At 66.9% G+C, this 23,337-nt stretch carries 22 protein-coding genes and 1 riboswitch; of the genes, 5 read left to right on the forward strand and 17 right to left on the reverse strand.

Features of this window, described 5'->3' with window-relative positions; translation table 11 throughout:
* Nucleotides 1–50: 50 nt before the first annotated feature.
* The gene (gene ffh, locus AC3ARF_RS09965; RefSeq protein WP_498927517.1) at nucleotides 51–1,418 is read right to left on the reverse strand and encodes a signal recognition particle protein; all 1,368 of its coding nucleotides are present in this window, start codon (nucleotides 1,416–1,418) and stop codon (nucleotides 51–53) included.
* A 129-nt stretch (nucleotides 1,419–1,547) separates the two neighbouring features.
* Between ffh and modA the strand changes: the two genes are divergently transcribed.
* Genes modA through modC form a run of 3 tightly spaced genes read left to right on the forward strand, consistent with a single transcriptional unit; the run spans nucleotide 1,548 to nucleotide 4,083 of the window.
* Nucleotides 1,548–2,300, forward strand: a complete 753-nt coding sequence (modA, locus tag AC3ARF_RS09970; protein ID WP_498927519.1) for a molybdate ABC transporter substrate-binding protein — start codon at nucleotides 1,548–1,550, stop codon at nucleotides 2,298–2,300.
* 9 nt (nucleotides 2,301–2,309) lie between these two features.
* Nucleotides 2,310–3,017 (forward strand): molybdate ABC transporter permease subunit, encoded by a 708-nt coding sequence (gene modB / locus AC3ARF_RS09975; protein ID WP_498927521.1) that lies wholly within the window; start codon nucleotides 2,310–2,312, stop codon nucleotides 3,015–3,017.
* On the forward strand, nucleotides 3,010–4,083 hold the full coding sequence (gene modC / locus AC3ARF_RS09980) for a molybdenum ABC transporter ATP-binding protein (protein ID WP_498927522.1): 1,074 nt from the start codon (nucleotides 3,010–3,012) through the stop codon (nucleotides 4,081–4,083). Before modB ends, modC begins: the two co-directional genes overlap by 8 nt.
* A gap of 46 nt (nucleotides 4,084–4,129) precedes the next feature.
* Here modC and AC3ARF_RS09985 read toward each other — a convergent pair whose 3' ends face one another.
* From AC3ARF_RS09985 to moaA, 14 genes are all read right to left on the reverse strand, one after another.
* Nucleotides 4,130–5,455: an MFS transporter gene (locus AC3ARF_RS09985; RefSeq protein ID WP_498927525.1), complete on the reverse strand. Its 1,326-nt coding sequence runs from the start codon at nucleotides 5,453–5,455 to the stop codon at nucleotides 4,130–4,132.
* Between the two features lie 150 nt (nucleotides 5,456–5,605).
* On the reverse strand, nucleotides 5,606–6,514 hold the full coding sequence (locus AC3ARF_RS09990; RefSeq protein WP_498927527.1) for a peptidylprolyl isomerase: 909 nt from the start codon (nucleotides 6,512–6,514) through the stop codon (nucleotides 5,606–5,608).
* Nucleotides 6,515–6,517: 3 nt separating this feature from the next.
* Complete coding sequence (narI, locus tag AC3ARF_RS09995) at nucleotides 6,518–7,294, reverse strand: respiratory nitrate reductase subunit gamma (RefSeq protein ID WP_498927529.1); 777 nt, start codon at nucleotides 7,292–7,294, stop codon at nucleotides 6,518–6,520.
* Nucleotides 7,291–7,983 (reverse strand): nitrate reductase molybdenum cofactor assembly chaperone, encoded by a 693-nt coding sequence (gene narJ, locus AC3ARF_RS10000; RefSeq protein WP_498927531.1) that lies wholly within the window; start codon nucleotides 7,981–7,983, stop codon nucleotides 7,291–7,293. Before narJ ends, narI begins: the two co-directional genes overlap by 4 nt.
* On the reverse strand, nucleotides 7,980–9,524 hold the full coding sequence (gene narH, locus AC3ARF_RS10005) for a nitrate reductase subunit beta (RefSeq protein WP_498927533.1): 1,545 nt from the start codon (nucleotides 9,522–9,524) through the stop codon (nucleotides 7,980–7,982). Before narH ends, narJ begins: the two co-directional genes overlap by 4 nt.
* Complete coding sequence (locus AC3ARF_RS10010) at nucleotides 9,524–13,267, reverse strand: nitrate reductase subunit alpha (RefSeq protein WP_498927534.1); 3,744 nt, start codon at nucleotides 13,265–13,267, stop codon at nucleotides 9,524–9,526. The genes narH and AC3ARF_RS10010 overlap by 1 nt, the downstream gene beginning before the upstream one ends.
* Nucleotides 13,268–13,357: 90 nt before the next feature.
* Nucleotides 13,358–14,764, reverse strand: coding sequence for a NarK family nitrate/nitrite MFS transporter (locus AC3ARF_RS10015; RefSeq protein WP_498927536.1), 1,407 nt, complete (start codon nucleotides 14,762–14,764; stop codon nucleotides 13,358–13,360).
* 154 nt (nucleotides 14,765–14,918) lie between these two features.
* A complete protein-coding gene (locus tag AC3ARF_RS10020) occupies nucleotides 14,919–15,302 on the reverse strand; it encodes a hypothetical protein (protein WP_498927538.1) in 384 nt (127 codons plus the stop codon).
* The gene (mobA, locus tag AC3ARF_RS10025; protein WP_498927540.1) at nucleotides 15,299–15,865 is read right to left on the reverse strand and encodes a molybdenum cofactor guanylyltransferase; all 567 of its coding nucleotides are present in this window, start codon (nucleotides 15,863–15,865) and stop codon (nucleotides 15,299–15,301) included. The genes AC3ARF_RS10020 and mobA overlap by 4 nt, the downstream gene beginning before the upstream one ends.
* On the reverse strand, nucleotides 15,846–16,388 hold the full coding sequence (locus AC3ARF_RS10030; RefSeq protein WP_498927542.1) for a molybdenum cofactor biosynthesis protein MoaE: 543 nt from the start codon (nucleotides 16,386–16,388) through the stop codon (nucleotides 15,846–15,848). The genes mobA and AC3ARF_RS10030 overlap by 20 nt, the downstream gene beginning before the upstream one ends.
* A 2-nt stretch (nucleotides 16,389–16,390) precedes the next feature.
* Nucleotides 16,391–16,651 (reverse strand): MoaD/ThiS family protein, encoded by a 261-nt coding sequence (locus tag AC3ARF_RS10035; protein WP_498927544.1) that lies wholly within the window; start codon nucleotides 16,649–16,651, stop codon nucleotides 16,391–16,393.
* Nucleotides 16,648–17,904: a molybdopterin molybdotransferase MoeA gene (locus tag AC3ARF_RS10040; RefSeq protein ID WP_498927546.1), complete on the reverse strand. Its 1,257-nt coding sequence runs from the start codon at nucleotides 17,902–17,904 to the stop codon at nucleotides 16,648–16,650. The genes AC3ARF_RS10035 and AC3ARF_RS10040 overlap by 4 nt, the downstream gene beginning before the upstream one ends.
* Nucleotides 17,901–18,899, reverse strand: a complete 999-nt coding sequence (gene moaCB, locus AC3ARF_RS10045; protein ID WP_498927547.1) for a bifunctional molybdenum cofactor biosynthesis protein MoaC/MoaB — start codon at nucleotides 18,897–18,899, stop codon at nucleotides 17,901–17,903. Before moaCB ends, AC3ARF_RS10040 begins: the two co-directional genes overlap by 4 nt.
* 7 nt (nucleotides 18,900–18,906) lie before the next feature.
* The gene (moaA, locus tag AC3ARF_RS10050; protein ID WP_498927549.1) at nucleotides 18,907–19,887 is read right to left on the reverse strand and encodes a GTP 3',8-cyclase MoaA; all 981 of its coding nucleotides are present in this window, start codon (nucleotides 19,885–19,887) and stop codon (nucleotides 18,907–18,909) included.
* Nucleotides 19,879–20,024, reverse strand: a riboswitch (molybdenum cofactor riboswitch). (Overlaps the previous gene by 9 nt.)
* Before the next feature lie 159 nt (nucleotides 20,025–20,183).
* On the opposite strand from moaA, the gene AC3ARF_RS10055 reads away from it, so the two are divergent.
* Nucleotides 20,184–20,588 carry a ribonucleotide reductase subunit alpha gene (locus tag AC3ARF_RS10055; protein ID WP_498927551.1) on the forward strand — a complete coding sequence of 135 codons (405 nt, stop codon included), beginning with the start codon at nucleotides 20,184–20,186 and terminating at the stop codon, nucleotides 20,586–20,588.
* Nucleotides 20,589–20,591: 3 nt separating this feature from the next.
* On the opposite strand, the gene AC3ARF_RS10060 is transcribed toward AC3ARF_RS10055, so the two are convergent.
* On the reverse strand, nucleotides 20,592–20,909 hold the full coding sequence (locus tag AC3ARF_RS10060) for a hypothetical protein (RefSeq protein ID WP_498927553.1): 318 nt from the start codon (nucleotides 20,907–20,909) through the stop codon (nucleotides 20,592–20,594).
* A 107-nt stretch (nucleotides 20,910–21,016) separates the two neighbouring features.
* Here AC3ARF_RS10060 and AC3ARF_RS10065 point away from each other — a divergent pair, with 107 nt between their 5' ends.
* Nucleotides 21,017–21,805 (forward strand): cytochrome C assembly family protein, encoded by a 789-nt coding sequence (locus AC3ARF_RS10065; protein WP_498927555.1) that lies wholly within the window; start codon nucleotides 21,017–21,019, stop codon nucleotides 21,803–21,805.
* A gap of 63 nt (nucleotides 21,806–21,868) precedes the next feature.
* Here the strand turns inward: AC3ARF_RS10065 and radA are convergent, their stop codons facing one another.
* A complete protein-coding gene (gene radA, locus AC3ARF_RS10070; protein ID WP_498927557.1) occupies nucleotides 21,869–23,275 on the reverse strand; it encodes a DNA repair protein RadA in 1,407 nt (468 codons plus the stop codon).
* Between the last annotated feature and the right edge of the window lie 62 nt (nucleotides 23,276–23,337).

Consider the following 23,337-nt stretch of genomic DNA (forward strand, 5'->3'; position numbering starts at 1 on the left):
AGCCCGGCATTGACACCGACCTTACGCGATCAGGGGGAGGCTGTCAGCCCTCAGCGGAACGGCATCGGCCCGCGGCCGCCCATCATGCCTTTCATGCCGCGCATGAGCCCCTTCATGCCGCCTCCGGACAGCTTGCTCATCATCTTTTCCATCTGCTGGAACTGCTTCATGAGCTTGTTGACGTCGGCCGGAGTCATGCCGGAGCCCTTGGCGATGCGCGCACGGCGACTGCCATTGAGGAGGCCCGGGTTGCGGCGCTCCTTCTTGGTCATCGAGTTGATGATGGCGATCATGCGCGGCACTTCCTTGCCGGTGACCTGGTTCTTCACCTCGTCGGGGATCTTGCCCATGCCCGGCAGCTTGTCCATCAGGCCGCTGATGCCGCCCATGTTCTGCATCTGCTCGAGCTGGTCGCGCATGTCGTTGAGGTCGAATTTCTTGCCCTTGGCGACCTTCTCGGCGAGCTTCTGCGCCTTGTCCTTGTCGACCTGCTGCTCCACCTGCTCGACCAGCGACAGCACGTCGCCCATGTCGAGGATGCGGCTGGCGATGCGGTCGGGGTGGAACACGTCCAGGCCATCGGGCTTCTCGCCCACGCCGATGAACTTGATCGGGCGCTGGGTGATGTAGCGCACCGATAGCGCGGCGCCGCCGCGGGCGTCACCGTCGGTCTTGGTCAGCACCACGCCGGTCAGCGGCAGCGCCTCGCCAAAGTGCTTGGCGGTAACGGCGGCGTCCTGGCCGGTCATCGAGTCGACCACGAACAGGGTCTCGACCGGGTTCACGGCGGCATGCAGAGCCTTGATCTCGGCCATCATCGCGTCATCGATGCTGGTGCGGCCGGCGGTGTCGACCAGCAGCACGTCGACGTAGGACTTGCGGGCATCGTCGATCGCCGCCTTGACGATGGCTTCCGGCTTCTGGTCGGCCGTCGACGGGAAGAACAGCACGTCCACCTGCTGCGCCAGCGTCTTCAGCTGTTCAATGGCGGCCGGGCGGTACACGTCGGCCGACACCACCATGACCTTCTTCTTGCGCTTCTCCTTGAGGTGCTTGGCAAGCTTGGCGACGGTGGTCGTCTTGCCCGCGCCCTGCAGACCGGCCATCAGGATGACGGCGGGCGCCGGCACGTTGAGGTTCAGGTCGGCGGCCTGCGACCCCATGACCGCGGTCATTTCGTCGCGGACGATCTTGATCAGGGCCTGGCCCGGAGTCAGCGACTTGAGCACTTCCTGGCCGACCGCGCGGACCTTGATGCGCTCGATCAGGGCCTGCACCACCGGCAGGGCCACGTCGGCCTCCAGCAGGGCGATGCGCACCTCGCGCAGCGATTCACGGATGTTCTCCTCGGTCAGCCGCCCGCGGCCGCGCAGGCGCTCGATGGTGCCGGAGAGTCGCTGGGTGAGGGATTCGAACATGGGGGCGGGACCTGGGTGCGGGGAGCAAGGGGAACAGCAGACTGCGCAGTATAGCGGTTGACCTCTGTCAGCCGGGCTGGCGGGCAAACGCGCTAGACTCGCCGCGACCGCACGGAGGGATGAAGCGACATGCGTTTCACACGGGTCCTGGTCGTCCTCGTGGCACTGGCCGGACTGGCCCCCACGGCCGGCCTGGCGGGCCAAGCCCGCGTGGCCGTGGCCGCCAACTTCGCCGACGCCGCACGCGAACTGGCTGGCGACTACGGCCGCCAGACCGGCCACCGCATCGATGTCAGCGCTGCCTCCACGGGCAAGCTGTATGCCCAGATCCGCAACGGCGCACCGTTCGACGTGCTGCTGTCGGCCGACGCCGCCACCCCCCGCAAGCTGGTGGCCGAAGGCAGGGCCGACGGTGCGTCCCTGCATGACTATGCCGTCGGCCGGCTGGTGCTGTGGAGCAGTAACCCCGCCACGGTGAGGCACGGCGAGGCCCTGCTCCGCCGAGGCCGGATCGACCGGTTGGCCATCGCCAATCCCGCCCTCGCCCCTTACGGCGCCGCAGCGCGGGAGGTGCTGCAAAAGGTCGGCCGCTGGGATGCGCTGCAGCCCCGGCTGGTGATTGGCGAGAATGTCGGCCAGACCGCGCAGTTCGTGACCAGTGGCGCCGCTCCGCTTGGCCTGCTGCCGCGCTCGCTGGTGCTTGAGGCGCGCAGGACCACGCCCGGCTCCGGGTGGGAGATCCCCGCGGCATGGCATTCGCCGATCCTGCAAAGCGCCGTGCTTCTCAACCGGGGCCGCGACAATGCCGCCGCCCGCGGTTTCCTGCAATACCTTCGCACCGCGGGCCCACGCGCGCGGATCCGCGCGTTTGGCTACGACTGACCGACCGTGATGGACCCCACGCTCGCCGCCCCTGCCTGGCACGCAACCCCGTGGATTGCAGCCACGTGGGTCACGGTGAAGCTGGCAGGACTCACCACGCTCATCCTGCTGCTGCTGGGCATGCCGCTGGCATGGTGGCTGGCGCTTACGCGTTCGGCGTGGCGGGTACCGATAGGCGCCGTCGTGGCGTTGCCGATGGTGCTGCCCCCTACCGTGCTGGGCTTCTACCTCCTGTTGGGGCTGGCGCCGGACGGGCCGCTCGGGCAACTGACGGATACGCTGGGCTTGGGCACACTCGCCTTCACCTTCGAGGGGCTGCTGCTGGCGTCCGTACTGTATTCACTGCCGTTCGTGGTGCATCCGCTGCAGGCAGGCTTTGCCGCCGTGCAGCCCGCGATACTGGAAGCGGCGGCCACGCTACGCGCGTCGCCGTTCGACCGATTCTTCAGCGTGGCATTGCCGCTGTCTCGTCCCGCCCTGGTGACGGCCACCCTGCTCGGCTTCGCCCACACCGTCGGTGAGTTCGGAGTGGTGCTGATGGTGGGCGGCAACATCGAGGGCGAAACGCGGGTGCTGTCGGTGCTGCTTTACGACCAGGTCGAAGGCATGGCCTATGTCGATGCACACAAACTGGCGGCCGGGCTGCTGTTGTTCTCGTTCGCCCTGCTGCTGGTGATGCAGTGGCTGGGACGACGCACGGCGGTGGCCGATGCCTGAGGGGCTCAATGACATCCTGGTGCGTCTCCACGTGCCGCGACGCGATTTTCGGCTGGATGTGGACGTGACGCTGCCCGGTCAGGGCACGACTGCTGTATTCGGCCCCTCGGGCAGCGGAAAGAGCACCCTGTTACGCGCTGTTGCCGGGCTTGTCCGCGAGGCCGTGGGCACGGTTCGGGTCCAAGGCCAGGTTTGGCAGAACGACCACACCTGGCTTCCGGCGCACCGACGCCAGACCGGCGTGGTATTCCAGCAGACGGCGCTCCTTCCGCACCTCAGCGTGGAGGGCAACCTGCGCTACGGTTGGCGTCGGGCCGGATCGCCACCGGAGCTGCTGGAGATGTGGATCGGGCGGCTGGCCTTGTCGCCGCTGCTCGGCAGGCGCCCCGAGTCGCTGTCGGGAGGGGAGCGCCAGCGTGTTGCCCTGGCACGCGCGTTGGTCACCCAGCCCCGCTGGTTGTTGCTGGACGAGCCGCTCAGCGCGCTGGACGCCCAACGGCGCGCGGAAATCCTCCCCTTCCTCGAGGCCGTCCGGCGCGATGCGGGGGTGCCGATGCTCTACGTCACCCACTCGGTGGAAGAAGTGGCGCGGCTGGCCGACCACCTGGTACTTCTGGAAGCAGGGACGGTCACCGCCGCGGGCCCGGCGCTGGAAGTGCTGAACCGCCCTGACCTGCCGCTGGTGCTGCGCGACGACGCAGGCGTGGTGCTGGAAGCCCGCGTGCGGGAACGGGATATCCACGGGCTGCTGACCTTGGAAACCCGGGCTGGACCCTTGCATGCGCACGGCCACGACCACGCCCCGGGTACCTCCCTGCGCGTGCGCGTACAAGCGCGCGATGTAAGCCTGGCACTGCAACGGCACGACGATTCCAGCCTGCTCAACCTGGTGCCCGCAACGCTGGTGGAGCTGAGGGATGTTCCCGGCGGGCAGGTGCAGGCACGACTCGATGCTTCGGGCGTCCCATTGCTGGCCCGGGTCTCGCACCGTTCGGTTGAGCGCCTGGCCCTGCGTCCGGGCCTGGCCCTCTGGGCCCAGATCAAGGCGGTGGCCCTGCTGGTGTGACCCCCATGGGCGCGGCGACCAGTGCCGCGCCCCCGACGAGCCAGCGTCAGCGGGAGCCGGCGATCGGCCGCTGCGCGTTGATGATCTCGGGCAGGTCGGTTTCACGATCGATCTGCGGGAACTCGCGGCGTTCCATGCGACGGATGGCGAAGTGCATCCAGACCAGCGCGATGGACACGAGCACGAACAGCAACATGAAGCAGCTGGTCCACACGCCCACCAGGTCATTCATGGCGCCGAAGGCAATCGGCAGGACGAAGCCGCCCAGGCCACCGATCATGCCCACCACGCCGCCCACAGCCCCCACGTGCTGCGGGTAGTACACCGGAATGTGCTTGTACACGGCCGCCTTGCCCAGCGACATGAAGAAGCCGAGCACGAAGACCAGCACGGTAAACGGCACCAGTCCAATGGCGAGATGGAACGTCTTGTCACCTTCGATGCCGCGGATGGTGTAGGTGGTATCCGGGTAGGACAGAAGGAAGGTGCACAACACCGACACGCTGAACGTCCAGTACATCACCTTGCGAGCGCCCCAGCGGTCGGACAACCACCCACCCACCACCCGGAACAGGCTGGCGGGGATGGAGTACGCCGCGGCGATCATGCCCGCGGTGGCCACGTCCATGCCGTACGCACCGATCAGGTAGCGCGGCAGCCACAGCGCCAACGCCACGAACGCGCCGAACACGAAGAAGTAGTACAGCGAGAACCGCCAGACCTGCAGGTTGCGCAGCGGCTCCATCTGCTGGCGGAACGGAATGGGTTTGACGCCAGTGCGTCGGCGCTCCGCCAGGGACGGATCGTCCTCGCTGAGCAGGTAGAAGAGGATGCCGACCACGGCCAGGCCCACGGCCCAGACCTTGGCCACGGTCATCCACCCGTAGGCCACCATCACCATCGGCGCGAGCAGCTTGGTCACCGCCGAACCAATGTTGCCGGCTCCAAAGATGCCCAGTGCCGTGCCTTGCCGCTCCAGCGGGAACCACTTCGACACATACGCAACGCCGACCGAGAACGAGCCACCGGCAATACCCACCAGCAGCGCCCCGAACAGGAATTGCGGATAGGTCCGCGCCCAGGTCAGCCCCCATGTCGCCGCGGCAGCCGCAAGCATGACCAGCAAGAGCACGCGACGGCCGCCGAACTGGTCGGACCACACGCCGAGGAACAGGCGTATGAGTGAGCCCGTCAGGACGGGGGTGGCGATTAGCAGGCCGAACTGGGTGTCGTTCAGTCCGAGGTCCTGCTTGATCTGGATGCCGATGATCGAAAAGATCATCCACACCGCAAAGCAGGTGGTGAATGCGAAGGTACTGAGCCAAAGCGCGCGCTGCTGGCGGGCTCCGCTTATCTGGGAAAGGTCCTGCATGGACGTGCTTCCGGTCGGGATTGGGAATCGTTGCCATGCCTGCCGCGCCCCACGCGGAAGGCGGACTCCGCCACCGGATGCACGTCCGTCGCCGGCCAAGGCGCCGCGGCGTGCGACCGGCGACGACGCCGGCGCATCAATGGGCTGGACTCAAGCCGCTTCGGCCTCGATCGCATCCAACCCGCGTACTTCGTATCGATCCTGCAACTCGAGCAGGTAGTGCTGCAGCTCGCGCTGCCGGACCTGCAACTCAAGGTAGTCCGAAATCCGCTCGCGGACTTGATCAAACGCAAGTGGCTCACCCGCAGCGATCTCGTCCACGCTGACCACGTGATAGCCCCACCGCGACTCCACCGGGAAGCCGGCCAAACCCTCGCGCAAGCGGAACACCTGACGGTCAAACTCCGGCGTGGTCTGCCCGCGCTCCAGCCAGCCCAGCTCACCGCCCTGGTCCTTGGATGGGCAATCGGAATGGCGGATGGCAAAGTCGGCGAACAGCACCGGGTGGGACTTGAGTTCGCCGATCAGGCGTTCGCCTTCACTGCGTGCGTTGAAGCGGCCCGTGACATCGTCGGCCGATGCGCCCAGCAGGATGTGGCGAACGCGAATGCGGTCCGGGGAGTGGAAACGCTCCCGGTTCTGCTCGTAGTAGCGACGGCAGTCGTCCTCGGTCGGAACCTGGTTCTCCACCTCGCGCTCCAGCAGCGCCCGGATGCGCGCCTCTTCGATGGGCTCGTTGCCCATCGGTTGCACCTCATCGTCCAGTCCCAACCGTTGCACCTCGCGACGCAGCAACTCGCGAACCACCAGCGCCCGGGCGGCGGCGGCGCGCGACTGTTCGGGTTTCATCGACCGGTGGAACTGCATCTCGCGTGCGATGTCAGACTCGCTGATGGCCGTATCGGCCACGAACAGCAGGCATGGTGCCGGCCTGCCCAACGACCTGGGGCCCTCCTCGGCGTGGTCATGGTGGTGGGCGTGGGCCTCTTCCGCCACCGGCTTCTGCGAGTCGATGACGGTGATCGGTAGGGCGCGCAGCCCAGCCTTGGCTTCGCTCATGGCTCAGGCCCTCGGCCCGTAGCGCAACGCGGGCTGGCGACGGCGCACCACCTGGTACGGCCGCCAGAGGTAGCTGACAGGCACGCTCCACACATGCACGAGGCGGGTGAAGGGCGCGATCAGGAACAGCGTCAGCCCCAGGAATACGTGCGCCTTGTATACCCAGTGCGCATCCCAGATGTACTGCGTGGCATCCGGTCGCATCGATACGATGGCCTGCGCCCAGTGCGAGAGTCGGATCATCTGCTCACCGTCCAGGTGGGTACGCGAGATGTTGATCGACCACATCCCCAGCAACAACTGCGCCAGCAGCAAGAACAGCAATGCCGTATCGCGCCACGTTCCGGTCGCGCGCACGCGGGGGTCGAACAATCGGCGCACGATGAGGATCGTGAGACCGATGAAGCACAGCACGCCAAAAATGCCGCCTATCACCATCGCCATCAGCTGCTTGTCGCCCGGCTTCAGGAACCACTCGTACCAGCCATGCGGGGTCAGCAAGCCAACCATATGGCCCAGCAGGATGGCGATGATGCCGACGTGGAACAGGTTGCTTCCCACCCGCTGCCACTTGCCGCCGGAGACCAGCTGGCTGGAACTGGCGCGCCAGCTGTAGGCCGCATGGTCGAAGCGGGCCCATGAGCCCACGAGGAACACCACGAGCGCCATATAGGGGTAGACCTGGAACAGGAACACATCCAGCAGGGGCGCGACCAGCGGCTCGGCGGCCGCCGGCACGTCGGCAGGCACGGCCAGCTCAATATTGGACAGGGAAATCATCGGGCAGCCTCCATCTTCGCGTTCACTGCGCGCGCACCATCGGGCAGGCGGCGCGGTGGGTCACAGTCTTCACCGGGCGCATCGGGCCCGAAGCGCACCGCCTCCTCTTCCCATAGCCGGTCCATGACCTCGGGCGTGTCGTCGCGCGGCTCCTCACTGGCACGCTGGCGCAGGGCGCCCAGGTCTAGCTTGCCGTCGGCGAACTCCACCAGGATCTCGAACAGCACCGCTTGCGGGCTCTTCCGCTCGCCTGACCTTGCCGCCAGCAGCCCCACGATGTGGCTCACGTGGTGAAGCCATTCGCGGGCTTCGGCCGTCGGTCGCTGGGCAAGGTATTCGAGCAGCAGCGGCAGATAATCCGGCAGCTCCTTGGCCGACAGTTCGAAGCCGTTCTTGCGGTATGCCTCGATCAGGTCGACCATGGCCTGGCCGCGATCGCGGGACTCGCCATGGATGTGCTCGAACAGCAGCAAGCTCATGGCGCGGCCGCGGTCGAAGGTGGACAGCCACTGGTCCTGCGCCACCAGCGGGTCGGTGTCTAGCAGGCCACGGACGAAGCGCGCGAGATCCGCACGCCGGTGTTTGGGCAGTCCAGGATCATCCGCGGCCGCGAGCAACTCCTCGCCATGACGCCACAGTTCGTCCTGTGGGTAGTCCAGCAACACTCCCACCAGTTTGAGCAGGCTCATTCCACCACCTCGTGTTTTTCCTGGCGGTTGGGGTGCACCGCGTAGCTGGTGCCCTTGCGTTGCCCGAACAGGTCCGCCGGGCTGTCGCTGCTGCAGCCATTGCCGAAGGTGAAGCCGCAACCGCCACGCTCGCCGAAGGCGTCGTTGGCATACTCGCGGTGCGCCGACGGGATGACGAAGCGGTCCTCGTAGTTGGCAATGGCGAGGTACCGGTACATGTCCTCCGCCTGCGCCACGGTGAGGCCGGCCTGCTTGAGCACCGCGAGGTCCTCCACGCCATCGACGTTCATGGCGCGGCGCCAGGCGCGCATGGCCATCATCCGCTCCAGCGCGCGCACCACCGGGGCCTCGTCGCCCGCCGTGAGCATGTTCGCCAGGTAACGCACCGGGATGCGCAGCGATGCCACGTCCGGCAGCTCACCGTTCATGCCCACCCGGCCACGCTCGGCCGCCGACTGGATCGGCGAGAGCGGCGGCACGTACCAAACCATCGGCAGCGTGCGGTATTCCGGGTGCAGCGGCAGCGCCAGCTTCCAATCGATGGCGAGCTTGTAGACCGGCGATGCCTTGGCGGCCTCAAGCCAGCTATCCGGAATACCTTCCGCACGCGCTGCTTCGATCACCTTCGGGTCGAATGGGTCGAGGAAGATGTCGAGGTGCGCCTGGTACAGATCCTTTTCCGCGGGCACCGATGCGGCTGCCTCGATGCGGTCGGCGTCGTACAGCATCACGCCGAGGTAACGGATGCGGCCCACGCAGGTCTCGGAGCACACCGTTGGCTCACCCATCTCGATGCGCGGGTAGCAGAAGATGCACTTCTCGGATTTGCCGCTCTTCCAGTTGTAGTAGATCTTCTTGTACGGGCAGGCCGAGACGCACATGCGCCAGCCGCGGCACTTGTCCTGGTCGATCAGGACGATGCCGTCCTCCTCACGCTTGTAGATCGCGCCGGACGGGCACGCCGACACGCACGCCGGGTTGAGGCAGTGTTCGCACAGGCGCGGCAGGTACATCATGAAGGTCTTCTCGAACGCGCCGTAGATCTCCTTCTGCACGTTGTCGAAGTTGCGGTCCTTGGAGCGCTTGGCAAACTCAGTGCCGAGGATCTCCTCCCAGTTCGGGCCCCAATGGATCTTCTGCATGCGTTCGCCACTGATCAGCGAGCGCGGACGCGCGGTCGGCTGGTGCTTGCCGTCAGGCGCCTCGTGCAGGTGCTGGTAGTCGAAGTCGAACGGCTCGTAGTAGTCGTCGATCTGCGGCAGGTCGGGGTTGGCGAAGATCTTGGCCAGCATGCGCCAGCGGCCGCCGGCACGGGGCACCAGCTTGCCGGCCTGGGTGCGCACCCAGCCACCGTTCCACTTGTCCTGGTTCTCCCACTCCTTGGGATAGCCCACGCCGGGCTTGGTCTCGACGTTGTTGAACCACGCGTATTCCACGCCCTCACGGCTGGTCCAGACGTTCTTGCAGGTGATCGAGCAGGTGTGGCACCCGATGCACTTGTCCAGGTTGAGCACCATCGCGATCTGTGCACGGACCTTCATCACACCACCTCCTGGGCGTTCGCCGGCACCGGCTCGCCATCCAGCCAATCGATCTTGTCCATCTTGCGTACGATCACGAACTCGTCACGGTTTGTGCCCGTGGTGCCGTAGTAATTGAAGCCGTATGCCAACTGCGCGTAGCCGCCGATCATGTGCGTCGGCTTGACCACCACGCGGGTGACCGAGTTGTGGATGCCACCGCGCGTGCCGGTGATCTCGGAGCCCGGGGTGTTGATGATGCGTTCCTGCGCGTGATACATCATCGCCATGCCAGACATCACGCGCTGGCTCACCACCGCGCGGGCCGCGATGGCACCGTTGACGTTGAACAGCTCAATCCAGTCGTTGTCCTCGATGCCCGCTTCGCGCGCATCCGTCTCGCTCAGCCACACGATCGGGCCGCCGCGCGACAGCGTCTGCATGATCAGGTTGTCGCTGTAGGTACTGTGGATGCCCCACTTCTGGTGGGGGGTGATCCAGTTCAACACGATTTCCTTGTGGCCATTGGGCTTCTTGCCAAGGATCGGCGCGATGGTCTTGGTGTTGACCGGCGGGCGGTAGCCCATGAAGCCTTCGCCGAACGCCACCATCCACTCGTGGTCCTGGTAGAACTGCTGGCGACCGGTGAGCGTGCGCCACGGAATCAGCTCGTGGACGTTGGTATAGCCAGCGTTGTAGCTGACGTGCTCGTCTTCCAGACCTGACCAGATCGGCGAAGAAATGATCTTGCGCGGCTGGGCCTGGATGTCGCGGAAGCGGATCGCCTCGTGTTCCTTGCCGACCGCCAGGTGCGTGTGGTCGCGGCCGGTGAACTCGCCCAGCGATTCCCAGGCCTTGACCGCCACGTGGCCGTTGGTTTCCGGCGCCAGGTGCAGGATGACCTCGCAGGCGTCGATGGCGCTTTCGATGGCCGGACGGCCCTGGCTGACGCCTTCCTCACGCACGCGGTGGTTGAGGTCGCCGAGGAACTCGACCTCATCCTGCGTGTTCCAGCTCATGCCCTTGCCGCCGTTGCCCAGCTTGTCCATCAGCGGACCGAGCGAGGTGAACTTCTTGTACAGGTTGGGGTAATCGCGCTCGACCACCACCATCGACGGCATGGTCTTGCCCGGTACCGGCTCGCACTCGCCCTTCTTCCAGTCAGCCACGCCGAACGGCATGGCCAGCTCGTTGGGGGTGTCGTGCAGCGTCGGCACCAGCACCAGGTCTTTTTCCACGCCCAGCACGCCAGGCGCCAGGTCACTGACGGTGCGCGCGATGCCCTTGAAGATGTCCCAGTCGCTGCGCGACTCCCACGCCGGGTCCACCGCCTTCGACAGCGGGTGGATGAAGGGGTGCATGTCGGAGGTGTTGAGGTCGTTCTTCTCGTACCAGGTGGCCGTCGGCAGCACGATGTCCGAGTACAGCGCGGTGGTGCACATGCGGAAGTCGAGCGTGACCAGCAGGTCGAGCTTGCCTTCCGGCGCCTCGTCACGCCAGACCACGTCCTCGGGCTTGATCGCACCGCGCTCGCCCAGGTCCTTGCCCTGCAGGCCGTGGCGCGTGCCGAGGAGGTGTCGCAGCATGTACTCATGGCCCTTGCCGGACGAACCCAGCAGGTTGGAGCGCCAGATGAACATGTTGCGCGGAAAGTTCTGCGGCGCGTCTGGATCGGAGAACGCAAAATCCAGCGTGCCCTGCTTCAACTGCGCGACGGCGTACTCGGCAGGCGCCATTCCGGCCTTCTCGGCGTCTCGCACCACCTCGATCGGGTTGCGATCCAACTGCGGCGCACTGGGCAGCCAGCCCATGCGCACCGCGCGCAGGTTGAAGTCGACCAGACTGCCGCTGTACTTGCTGGCATCGGCCAGCGGCGACAGGATCTCCTTGACGTCCAGCTTCTCGTAACGCCACTGGTCGGAGTTGAAGTAGAAGAACGACGTGCCGTTCATGTGGCGCGGCGGGCGGTTCCAGTCCAGCGCGAACGCCAGCGGTTGCCAGCCCGTCTGGGGACGCAGCTTCTCCTGGCCCACGTAGTGCGCCCAGCCACCGCCGGTCTGTCCGATGCAGCCGCACATGACCAGCATGTTGATCAGGCCGCGGTAATTCATGTCGTTGTGGAACCAGTGGTTCATAGCCGCGCCGACGATGATCATGCTGCGACCACGGGTCTTGTCTGCGGTGCGCGCGAATTCACGGGCGATCTCGATCACGTCATGCCGCGGCACGCCGGTGATCGTTTCCTGCCATGCCGGGGTGCCCGGCACGTTGTCATCGAAGCTGGTCGCCACGTTGCCGCCGCCGAAGCCGCGGTCCACGCCGTACTGCGCCAGGAGCAGGTCATAGACGGTGGCCACCGCCCATTCCTTGCCATCGGCGAGGGTCATGCGGCGCACGGGGAGGTTGCGTTCCAGCACCTCGTCGAACTTGGAGGCAGTCCACTTCTCGTGCTCGATGCCGCCGAAGTACGGGAAGCTGACCGGCTCGATGCCGTCGTTCGCCTCCTTCAGGGTCAGCCGCAACCGGGTCTCGCGGCCGGCGCTTTCCTTCTCCTCGATGTTCCATTTGCCCTTCTCGCCCCAGCGGAAGCCCACCGAGCCGTTGGGCACGACCATCTCGCCAGTGGACTCGTCGTAAGCCAACGTCTTCCACTCGGGGTTGTTGGTCTCATTGAGCCCGCCCAGGTCACTGGCGCGCAGGAAGCGCTCAGGCACCAGGCGACCGTCCTCCCGCTTCTCCAGGCGTACGAGCAGCGGCATGTCGGAGTACTGGCGGCAATAGTCGGTGAAGTACTCCGACGGATTGTCGACGTGGAACTCCTTGAGGATCACGTGGCCCATCGCGAACGCCAGCGCCGCGTCGGTGCCCTGCTTGGGGTGCAGCCAGTGATCGGTGAGCTTGGCCACCTCGGAGTAGTCCGGGGTGATGGCAACGGTCTTGGTGCCGTTGTAGCGCGCCTCGGTGAAGAAATGCGCGTCCGGCGTGCGCGTCTGCGGGACGTTGGAGCCCCACGCGATGATGTAGCGGCTGTTGTACCAGTCCGCGGATTCGGGCACGTCGGTCTGCTCGCCCCACACCTGCGGCGAGGCCGGCGGCAGGTCGCAGTACCAGTCATAGAACGACAGACATGCGCCACCCAGCAGCGACAGGTAACGCGCACCGGCCGCATACGACACCATCGACATCGCCGGAATCGGCGAGAAGCCAACCACGCGGTCGGGGCCGTATTGCTTCACCGTGTACAGGTTGGCTGCGGCAATCATTTCATTGGCTTCGTCCCAGCGCACGCGGGCGAAGCCGCCCATGCCGCGGCGGGACTTGTAGTCCTTGGCCTTGGCCGGGTCGCTGACGATGCTCGCCCACGCGTCCACTGGCGATTGGGTCTTGCGCGCTTCGCGCCACATCCGCAGCAGCGCGCCCCGCACCAGCGGATACTTCAGGCGGTTGGCGCTGTAGAGGTACCAGGAATAGCTGGCGCCGCGCGGGCAACCGCGCGGCTCATGGTTGGGCAGGTCGGGCCGCGTGCGCGGGTAGTCGGTCTGCTGGGTTTCCCAGGTGACCAGCCCGTTCTTGACATAGATCTTCCAGCTGCACGAGCCGGTGCAATTCACGCCGTGGGTGGAGCGCACGATCTTGTCGTACTGCCAGCGGGCGCGGTAGCTGTTTTCCCACTCCCGACTCTCGGTCTTGGTAACGCCGTGGCCGTCGGAGAATGTGTCCGGGCTGCGCTTGAAGAACTGCAGCCGGTCAAGGAAATAACTCATGGGAAGACCCTCTTGGCAATCGATTGCATCGCGGTGTCACGCATCCTGTTGCACGGCTGGAAGCTCCAGCCCGTATTGAGTTGTTGGCGGTCAGCAGGGCGTCTCGGCACCGCGGCGGAAGTACCACCACCACGTGACCACGAGGCAGCTGATGTAGAAGGCGATGAAGCCATACAGGGCCATTTCGGGGCCGCCGGTCATCGCGATCGAGGAGCCGTAGCTTTTCGGGATGAAGAACCCGCCATAGGCACCGATGGCCGAGCTGAAACCAATCACCGCGGCGGATTCGATGCCGGCCTGACGCGTGGCCGCGGTCTTGCCGTCGGCGTCGGCATTGGCCGACCAGCGCTCATGCAGCGTGCGGAAGATCACCGGGATCATGCGGAACGTCGACGCATTGCCGATGCCGGTCAGCACGAACAGCGCCATGAAGCTGGCCAGGAAGCCGTGGAAGTTGCCGCCTTGCCCGCCGCTCGGCAGGAAATGCAGCACCGCGAACACGCCGACCACCATCAGCGCAAACACCCAGAAAGTCAGCAGCGCGCCGCCCAGCTTGTCCGAAAGCCAACCACCCACCGAGCGCATCAGCGCACCCACCAGCGGCCCGAGGAAGGCGTACGTCATCGGGTTGACGTCGGGGAACTGGGTCTTGATCAGCATCGGGAAACCGGCCGAGAACCCGATGAACGATCCAAACGTACCGATGTACAGCCAGCACATCAGCCAGTTGTGCTTGCGCTTGAAAATCACCGCCTGCTCGGCAAAGGACGAGCGCGCGGCGGTCAGGTCGTTCATCCCGAACCAGGCGGCGATGGCACAAACCACCAGGAACGGCACCCATACGAAGCCCGCGTTCTGCAGGAACAGCAGCTTGCCGTCAGCCGTTACCTGCGGTGCACCCACCAGCGTGCCAAACAGGCCAAATGTAATGACCAGTGGGATGACGAACTGGGTCACTGACACGCCGAGGTTGCCGAGTCCCGCGTTCATCCCCAACGCGAAGCCCTGCTTGGCCTTCGGGTAGAAGAACGAAATGTTGGACATCGACGAGGCGAAGTTGCCGCCGCCCAATCCGCACAGGATGGCGATGGCGACGAACTGCCAGTACGGCGTTGTGGAATCCTGCACGGCGACGCCCAGCCAGACCGCCGGGATCAGCAGCGAGCCGGTGGCGATGGCGGTCCAACGGCGGCCACCGAACAGCGGCACCACGAACGAATAGAAAATGCGCAAGGTGGCGCCGGACAGGCCCGGCAGCGCGGCCAGCCAGAACAGCTGGTCGGTGGTGAAGGTGAAGCCGACCTGCGGCAGGCTCACGGTCACCGCGGAAAACATCATCCAGATCGCGAATGCCAGCAGCAGCGCGGGGATGGAGATGGCGAGGTTGCGGTTGGCGATGCGGTTGCCGGTGCGCGCCCAGAACGCGGCGTCCTCCGGTTTCCAATCGTGAATCAGGGAACCAACGCTGCGTGGCTTGTGTGCCAGTCGGGCGTTCATGGGACGTACCTGCGGTAGGGAAAGCCGGATGTGCCGACGCCGCCGCTGCAGAAGCGCGGCGTCTTCACGACGGCGCCAGCGTGCTCCCTATCCCGCGACCCCAGATTGATCAGGATCAAATTCAGGTGCGGCCTTCACACCCTCTTGACGCAGATCAACCAGATTCCCGGTCAGGTTCGGCGGGGGATTGCGCCCCGCGCTTGCCCGTGCCTCTGCTGCGGACGCTGTCCCGCACATCCACCTCGAAATCGACCTCCAGTTCGATACCCCCTGCCACCGGCAGCCGGACCAATAGACCGTCCCGGCACGGCAGACGGGCCACGTAGGGCTCCAGCAGCGCGCCGGGCAGGACGAAAGTCCATCCGTCGCGGGTGACACTCAGGGAAGGACCACCTGGCGCGACACTCACAACGTGCCGGGCGCTCTCGCCTCCCGGCAGCCGGGTCAGGTTCTCGATGGTCTCCCCGGCCTGCAGCCGCGCCAGTTCCGCCTCGTCGATTCGAATGCGCAGGACCTGCCCCTGCATCTGCACTTTCATGGCGCCACCGCCTGCCATTGTTCCGGCGTGTTGCAATTGACCAGTTCAGCCAGTTGCCCGGTCCTGGCCTCGATGATTTCGCCGCCCAAAACGGCGTGCAAGGCCCGCAGTGACCGTCGCGCGGCGGTATCCGTAAGCAACCGGGTGATGACGCCGCGGGTGCTGGCATCCACGACCAGCCGCATCGGCAGGACGTGGTCGCGGTAAGTGACGCACGGCGTGGCCTGATGGCGTGCGAGTCGGTCCAGCAGCTCGGGCGTCAGCAGGGGCATGTCCACCGGCACCAGCAGCAGCACGCCGTCAGGCAGCGCGTCGACTACGCTGGCCAACCCGCCCAGCGGGCCCAGGGCGGGCAACGCGTCGGGAATGCCCGCGTACTCGGGGTAATCGCCACTGACGACGACCTTGCAGGCCCCTGCCGCCTGCAGCGTGGCGCACGCATGCGCCAGCAGGGACTGGTCGCGCCACGCCAGTCGGGCCTTGTCGCGGCCCATGCGGGAGGAGCGCCCGCCGGCCAGGACCACGCCGACCCATGGGGTGGGCTCAGTGTCCGTGATGCCCATGCGGGTGGTCGCAAGATTCGTGGCCTTGGGCCGTCTCGGGGACGGCATCGTTCACGGCGGTATCGGCGGCACCTGCACCGCCACACAACGAACAGCCTTCGCTCCACACGCTGTCGCCGTCCTCGTAATGCTCCTGCTTCCAGATAGGGCTGGTGTGCTTCACCGCCTCGATCACCTGTCGACAGGCGCGGAACGCCTCATCGCGATGCGGCGTGCCTGCCGCGACCACCACCGCCAGGTCCCCTACCGACAGCCGTCCTTTCGCATGGGCAATGTAGAGCTTGAGCCTGGGGCCGAAGTCACTTTCGGCGCGCGCCGCGATTTCGCGAAATCCGTTCAGGGCCAGCGGCTCGAACATGTCGTAGCTGACGCCGGTCACCGCCCGCCCGTGGTTCAGGTCCCGTACCCGGCCGACGAACATCGTGATGCCACCGAAGCCCGGGTCTGACACGAAGTCCAACGCAGCCGCCGGGTCCAGCGGTCCTGAAGCGATGTCAACAACGGCGCAAAGATGCCTGTCCATGCTCAACCTCCACTCACCGGTGGGAGCACTGCCATCCGTCCGTCCGATGGCAATGCATCCGCCTCGCGCAACACCGTGGTTTCACTGGCGAACGCCGACCGGCGCAACAGCGCGGGAACGAAGCCCTGCCAGTGGGCGGCGCCGTACTCTTCCAGCGCCTGACGCAAGTCGGCGACGCGCGCGCCCTCCGCCATTTCGAGCTCCACCAGGGCGCCCGGATCAAAACTGCGGAAGGCGCCAAACAGGCTCACCTTTACCTTCATGCCTGCACCTCACTCATGAGTGGCGCCTCGCGATGCCCCAGTCCGTATACGTCAACCAAGTCTCCGGCCTCCGGTGGCGGGGCGTCCTCCGGCACCACGATCCATGCATTGGCGGCCAGCAGCGGCAGGATGCGAAACGACTCCTGCCCCGGCAACACGCGCGCCTGCAGGCGCCCGGTCCCGTCCACTTCCAGCCGGCCCTTGAGATGAAAACGCAGCGCGGCCCGCTTGCGGTATGCGGCAGCCAGCGGCACGCGAATCGGCCGCTCGGGCGTCATTCCGGTCAGGGCGCGCAACGCTGGCTCAACGAAGAAGCGCAAGCCCACCGCGCTCGATACCGGATTGCCCGGCAGACCGAAATACAGCTGCCCGCCCGCCAGCCGCGCGAACAACAACGGCTTGCCGGGGCGAATGCGCACCTTGTGGAAATGGATCGTCGCGCCGATGCCGCGCAGCGTGTCGGGGACGAAATCGTAGCGGCCCATCGACACCGCGCCGGTACTCAGCACCACGTCGGCCCCAGCGCCCAGTGCATGCTCCAGCGCCACCAGGAATGTCGATGGCTCGTCGCTCACCGTTTCACGGAACACTACGTCGGCGCCCGCCTCGATTGCGCGGGCGGCAAGGAACGGGCCATTGCTGTTGCGGATCTCACCGGATTCCAGCGGCTGGGCCGGGTCGTCCACCAGCTCGCGCCCCGTGGTGATGATCGCGATGCGCGGGCGTCTCGCCACACTGACCGCCTGCACGCCCAGCGCCGCCATCACCATCAGGTGTCGCGCTTCAATGCGCGTACCTGCCTCCACCACCTGCCTACCCCGCATCACGTCCTCGCCACGCAGGCGCACGTGCTGCCCCGCCTCCACTTCAGCAGAGAGACGGATGCGCAACGGCCGGCCGTCGGCGTCCCGATCCAGGACTTCCACCTGCTCCACCGGCACGACGGCATCCAACCCTTCCGGAAGGCGTGCCCCGGTCATGATCTCCCACGCACCGTGGGCCGCCTCCACGCGGGCATCGCCCGCGGCCTGGGCACCGGCCACATCGAATTCCGTGCCGGTGCGCAGCGTTGCCCCGCCCACGTGAAGTGCAAAGCCATCCATCGCCGAGTTGTCGAATGGCGGCAGGTGCTCGTCGCTCGTCACCGGCTCGGCCAGCACGTGGCCCAACGCCTGCTCCGGTGAACAACGACGCACCTCAAGCCGCGCGGCTTCGCGCAGGATGACCGCCAGCGCCTCGTCGTAGCCGATCATGCGTGGGCCTCGCCATCCACCATCGCCAGCGCATGCGCCAGCAGGGGCGCCAGAATGTCCATGCCCTGCTGCGCGGCGCGAGGACTGCCGGGCAGCGCGAAAACCAGCATGCGCCCGACCTGCACGACGTCGGCGCGGCTCAGCCATGCCAGCGGCGTGTGCTTGGCGCTCTCGCTGCGGAACATCTCGGCCAGACCGTCGACGCGGCGGTCGGCGACCAGTCGCAATGCCTCGGGCGTGACATCGTGCGGCCCCAGGCCAGTGCCACCGGTGCACAGACAGATCCGAACGCCATGCGCCGCGAGCGAACGCAGCCGCTCGGCCAACGGGTCGATGCCGTCGGGCAGCACCTCGATGTGGTCCACGCGAGCCCCGAGGCGGCGCAGGCCCTCCACCAGCACCGGGCCCGAGCGGTCCTCGTACTCGCCGCGGCTGGCGCGGTCGCTGAGCGTGACTACCGCGCAGGCGACGTCAGTCAGCCGAAGCACGTCACGCGGCCGGTAGTGCTCGCGCTCCGCATCGCTCATGCCTTCAGGATGCAGCCACAACCCGCTCTTGCCGCCTTCCTTGAACAACAGGCGCATTGCGTCGATGCCCAAGGCCGGCTCCACCGGCTTGCTCAGGTCATACAGCGTCAGCAACGCCGCATTCACGCCCGCCAGCGCCTCCATCTCCACGCCGGTGCGGGCTTCGGTGGCGCATTCGCAGTACACGCGGATCGCGTGCCGCTCGGGCACCGGTTCGCAGCGCACCCGCACCAGCTCCAGGGGCAGCGGGTGGCACAGCGGCATCAGCGCCGACGCCATTTTCGCGCCCTGCAGCCCCGCCACTTCGGCCATCACCAGTGCGTCGCCCTTGGGCAAGCGCCGCTCCACGATCAGCGGGTAGGCCACCGGGCCCGCCTTCAACTCGCCCACCGCCACCGCGCGCCGCCGCGTCGGGCGCTTGTTGCGGATGTCGGCCATGTAAAAGGCCGCGGTACGGTCCGTCGTCATAGCTTGCTCATCCTCCAATCGATGCCAGGTGCGGGGTGATCCCCGTCTGCCCCTGGTGCAGGCCGTGGCCGGCCGCCTTGAGTCCCAGTTGCGTGGCGATGCGCGCCACCAATGCGTCATGGTCGGCGTCGGACTGCAGCAGTGGCCGCAGCGCGATGCCGAAATCGCCAAACAGGCACAGGCGCAGGTCGCCGCGTGCGGTGACACGCAGCCGGTTGCAGCCGGCGCAGAAATCCTTCGAGTACGGGGCGATGACGCCAATCCGCCCACGGTAATCGGGGTGGGTGTACTCACGCGCCGGTCCCGCATCGGGCGCGCGCGGGCGCAGTGACCAGCCGGCCACCGCCAGCTGCTCCTCCAGCGTTTCCGCACGCACGTGGTGGCGCTCGAAGTAGGCACCGTTGTCGCCGGTGCGCATCAGCTCGATGAAGCGGATGGCGACATCCCGCTCGCGCAGGTAGTCGAACCAGGCCGGCAACTCATCGTCGTTGAGCCCCCGCAGCAGCACGGCGTTGAGCTTGACCGAGTCGAACCCCAGGCCGAGTGCGATCTCGACACCCTCGGTGACCTCGTCGAAACGATCGTGGCCCGTGATCGCGTGGAAGCGCGCCCGGTCCAGGCTGTCCAGGCTGACGTTGAGTGCGGTCAGCCCAGCCTCGCGCCAGATGCGTACGTGGCGTGGCAGCAGGCAGCCGTTGGTGGTGATGGCCACCTTGCGGACGCCGGGCACGGCCGACACCGCCGCGATGATTGACGGCAGGTCCTTGCGCAGGCTGGGCTCGCCACCCGTGAGGCGGATCTTGCTCATGCCCAGCGCCGCAAAACCGCGCACCAGTCGCTGGATCTCGTCCAGGGCGAGGAACGTCGGCCGTCCGTCCGCGTGGTAGCCGTCCGGCAGGCAATAGCTGCACCGGTAGTTGCAGGCCTCCGTCAAGGAAAGACGCAGGTACGGAAACGCCCGCCCGAAGCCGTCGACGAGGGTCTGCATGTTTTCGCTCCAGTCCGGTACAGGGAAGCCGGACCGTTTCCCGTCCGACCCGGTGGCACCCGGTGGAATCGGGTGCCACGGCCCGGTTGCCATATCCATGTGGACGCAGGCGGCCGGGCTTGGAGGTGTCACAGGGGCGAACCCCTGCTTGCAGAGTAGCTTAGTCCCATGTGAAGGGCCGGCGCTTGATTGGCGTCAAGACCGGCCGGTTTGTGCCTGTGAAACCGGCGGCCGCAATGCCGTCGGCGTCTACGGGCATGGTAGCGTCGCGCCAACGCCCAAGACCGCCTCCCAGCATGAGCCTCGCCAGTTTCCAGGACCTTCTCGAAGCAGCCCGCCGCCAGCCCGAGCCGCAACGGCTGCTGTTCGTGTTCGCGCGGGTGGACCTGCCCGAGAACGCCCGTGAAGACCAGCGCCAGCGCTATGAGCAGCGCGAAGGCGGAACGCTTTCCCCCTGCCTGTGCGTGGACAAGGCCCCGGCGGAGATCGCCAACTTCGAGGCGCTCGCCGCCGAGTCGGCCACCACCGGACAGGCCTGGGACATCGTCTTCGTCGGCAGCCTGGCCGGACGCGCCGGCATCGCCCCGAACGCCGATGAGGCGGCGCAGCCACTGCGCTTCATGGTCAACGCAATCAACAACGGCCGGGTTTCGGAGTTCGCCGCATTCGACCGCACCGGCGAAGTCCTGCAGTTCGGCTGACGCTCAGCGCAGCAGCGGCAATCCGAGGAAGAACACCAGCAATACGGTGTTGATGGCCCACGCCACGGTCAGCGCGCGGGCGAGCACCCCATAGCGGGGGTCCTTGGCATTGGGCGCCGCGCGCCACACGGCCACCACGATCCACGCCGTGTAGACCAGCAGGAAAACCAGCAGGCCCAGGGTGGCGCCGGGCAGTCCGCCGCGCGACATCAACCAGAGCGCGGCAATCCACAGCAGATTGCTGGGAATCACGCCGTAGAGCCAGAACACCTTCCACAGCGGGCTCTGGTCGGACGAATGCGTCGCATGCGATGCGTGCATGGCCTGTGCCTCCAGACGGTAGGTGGCATCGAGCATAGCACCGCATCAACGCCCCTCCGCGCCCCCCGGCCCCACCGGCCGTCGCGTGGCTATGCGACACTTCGACGATGACACTCGTTCTCGTTTCCGTCCTGTTCTACCTGCTGGCCACGGGCCTGCTTGTCACCGGCCTTCAAGGCAACCGCTCCCGGTCACGATACTGGGCTGGGCCGGCCGTGGTCGCACTCGTGGCCCATGCACTGGTGCATGCGCACGCCTGGCAGGACAGCGGCGGCGCCGACATGCACTTCTTCGCCGCGCTGTCACTCGTCGGCCTGGGGATGGCATTGCTGACCACGCTGGTGGGCCTGGGTGGCCGCATGGCCGCGCTGGGCGTGGTGGTCTACCCGCTGGCCTCGACCATGCTGCTGCTCTGTGCCGCCAAGGGCCATGGCGCGGCCACTTCGGCGCCATTGGATTGGCGCCTGCAATTGCACGCGTGGCTGGCACTGCTGGCCTACGCGACGCTGGCCGTCTCCGCGCTGCTGGCGATCATGCTGTGGCTGCAGGAACGCGCCCTGCGCCGCCGCGAGTTCCATCGCTGGCTACGCGCGCTGCCGCCGCTGGTCGAGCTGGAGACCTTGTTGTTCCGCACCATCAGCGCGGGTTTCGTGCTGCTGAGCGCAACGCTGCTGACCGGCATCCTGTTCGTGGAGAACCTGCTGGCCCAGCATCTGGTGCACAAGACGGTGCTCAGCCTGCTGTCGTGGCTGACCTTCGGCGCGCTGCTGGTCGGACGCTGGCGCTACGGCTGGCGCGGGGCCACGGCAGTGCGTTGGACCCTGACCGCCATGGTGCTGCTGGTGCTGGCGTTCTTCGGCAGCAAGTTCATGCTGGAGTTGGTACTCAGGCGCTGAGCCGTCGGTTCAGCCGCCAGCCCACGGCGCCCGTCGCTGACCTGGCCGGCGCGCGCGCGGCCGTTACGCGTCCCGCGCGGCTTCCAGCGCTTCGGCCAACCGTTCGACGGCGACCACTTCCAGATCGCCAATCCGCCCGGACTTGGGCGCATTGGCCTTGGGCACGATGGCGCGCTTGAAGCCGTGGGTGGCCGCCTCCTTCAGGCGATCCTCGCCATTGGGCACGGGGCGGATCTCCCCGGACAGGCCCACCTCGCCAAACGCGATGGTGCGCTCGGCCAGCGGCCGGTCACGCAGGCTTGACAGCACCGACAGCAGCACCGGCAAGTCGGCCGCGGTTTCCTGCACGCGGATGCCACCCACGATGTTCACGAACACGTCCTGGTCGCCCACCCCCACCCCACCGTGGCGGTGCAGCACCGCCAGCAGCATGGCCAGGCGGTTGCCCTCCATGCCCACCGCCACCCGGCGCGGGTTGGACAATGGCGAGGCATCCACCAGCGCCTGCACTTCCACCAGCAGCGGGCGCGTGCCCTCGCGAGTAACCATCACGCAACTGCCCGGCTGCGGGCGCTCGCTGCCCGACAGGAAGATCGCCGACGGATTGGGCACCTCGCGCAGGCCCTTGTCACCCATCGCGAACACGCCCAGCTCATTGACCGCGCCGAAGCGGTTCTTGAACGCGCGCAGCACGCGGAAGCGGCTGCCGCTCTCGCCTTCGAAATACAGCACCGCATCGACCATGTGCTCCAGCACGCGCGGGCCGGCGATGCCGCCTTCCTTGGTCACATGGCCCACCAGGAACACCGCCGTACCGGTCTCCTTGGCGTAGCGCACCAGCCGCGCCGCGCTCTCGCGCACCTGGCTGACCGAACCGGGCGCGGCACTCAACTCCTCGGTCCACAGCGTCTGCACCGAGTCGGCCACGATCAGGCGGGGCTGCATCGCCGCCGCGTGCTCGAGGATGCGTTCGATGCCGGTTTCGGCCAACGCGTGCACGCCGTCGAGCGGCAGGCCCAGGCGGGCGCCCCGCCCGGCAACCTGAGCGAGCGACTCCTCACCCGTGACGTACAGAGCCGGCAGCTCGCCCGCCATCTTCACCACCGCCTGCAACAGCAGCGTGGACTTGCCGATACCCGGGTCACCGCCGACCAGCACCACCGCGCCGTGCACCAGCCCGCCACCCAGCACCCGGTCCAGTTCGCCGATGCCGGTGCTGACCCGGTTGTCCTCGGCGTGGCGCACGTCCTTCAGCGGCGTCACGGCAGGCGCGTCGGCCTTGCCCGCCCAACTGCTGCGGCGCGAGGCCGCGACCCCGGCCTTGGCCGCCGGATTGGCCGGCTGAACCACGAACTCGCTCAGCGTGTTCCACGCCCCGCACTCGGCGCACTGGCCCTGCCACTTGGTGTGGTCGGCGCCGCATTCCGAGCAGACATAGGCGGTGCGGGACTTGGTGGCGGGCTTGGCCATGGGGCGTGGACGGATCGCGGCGGAGGGATGTCGTCACTGTAGCCGGCCGCTGTCGCAAGGGG

The organism is Lysobacter sp. KACC 24251, assembly GCF_057747755.1.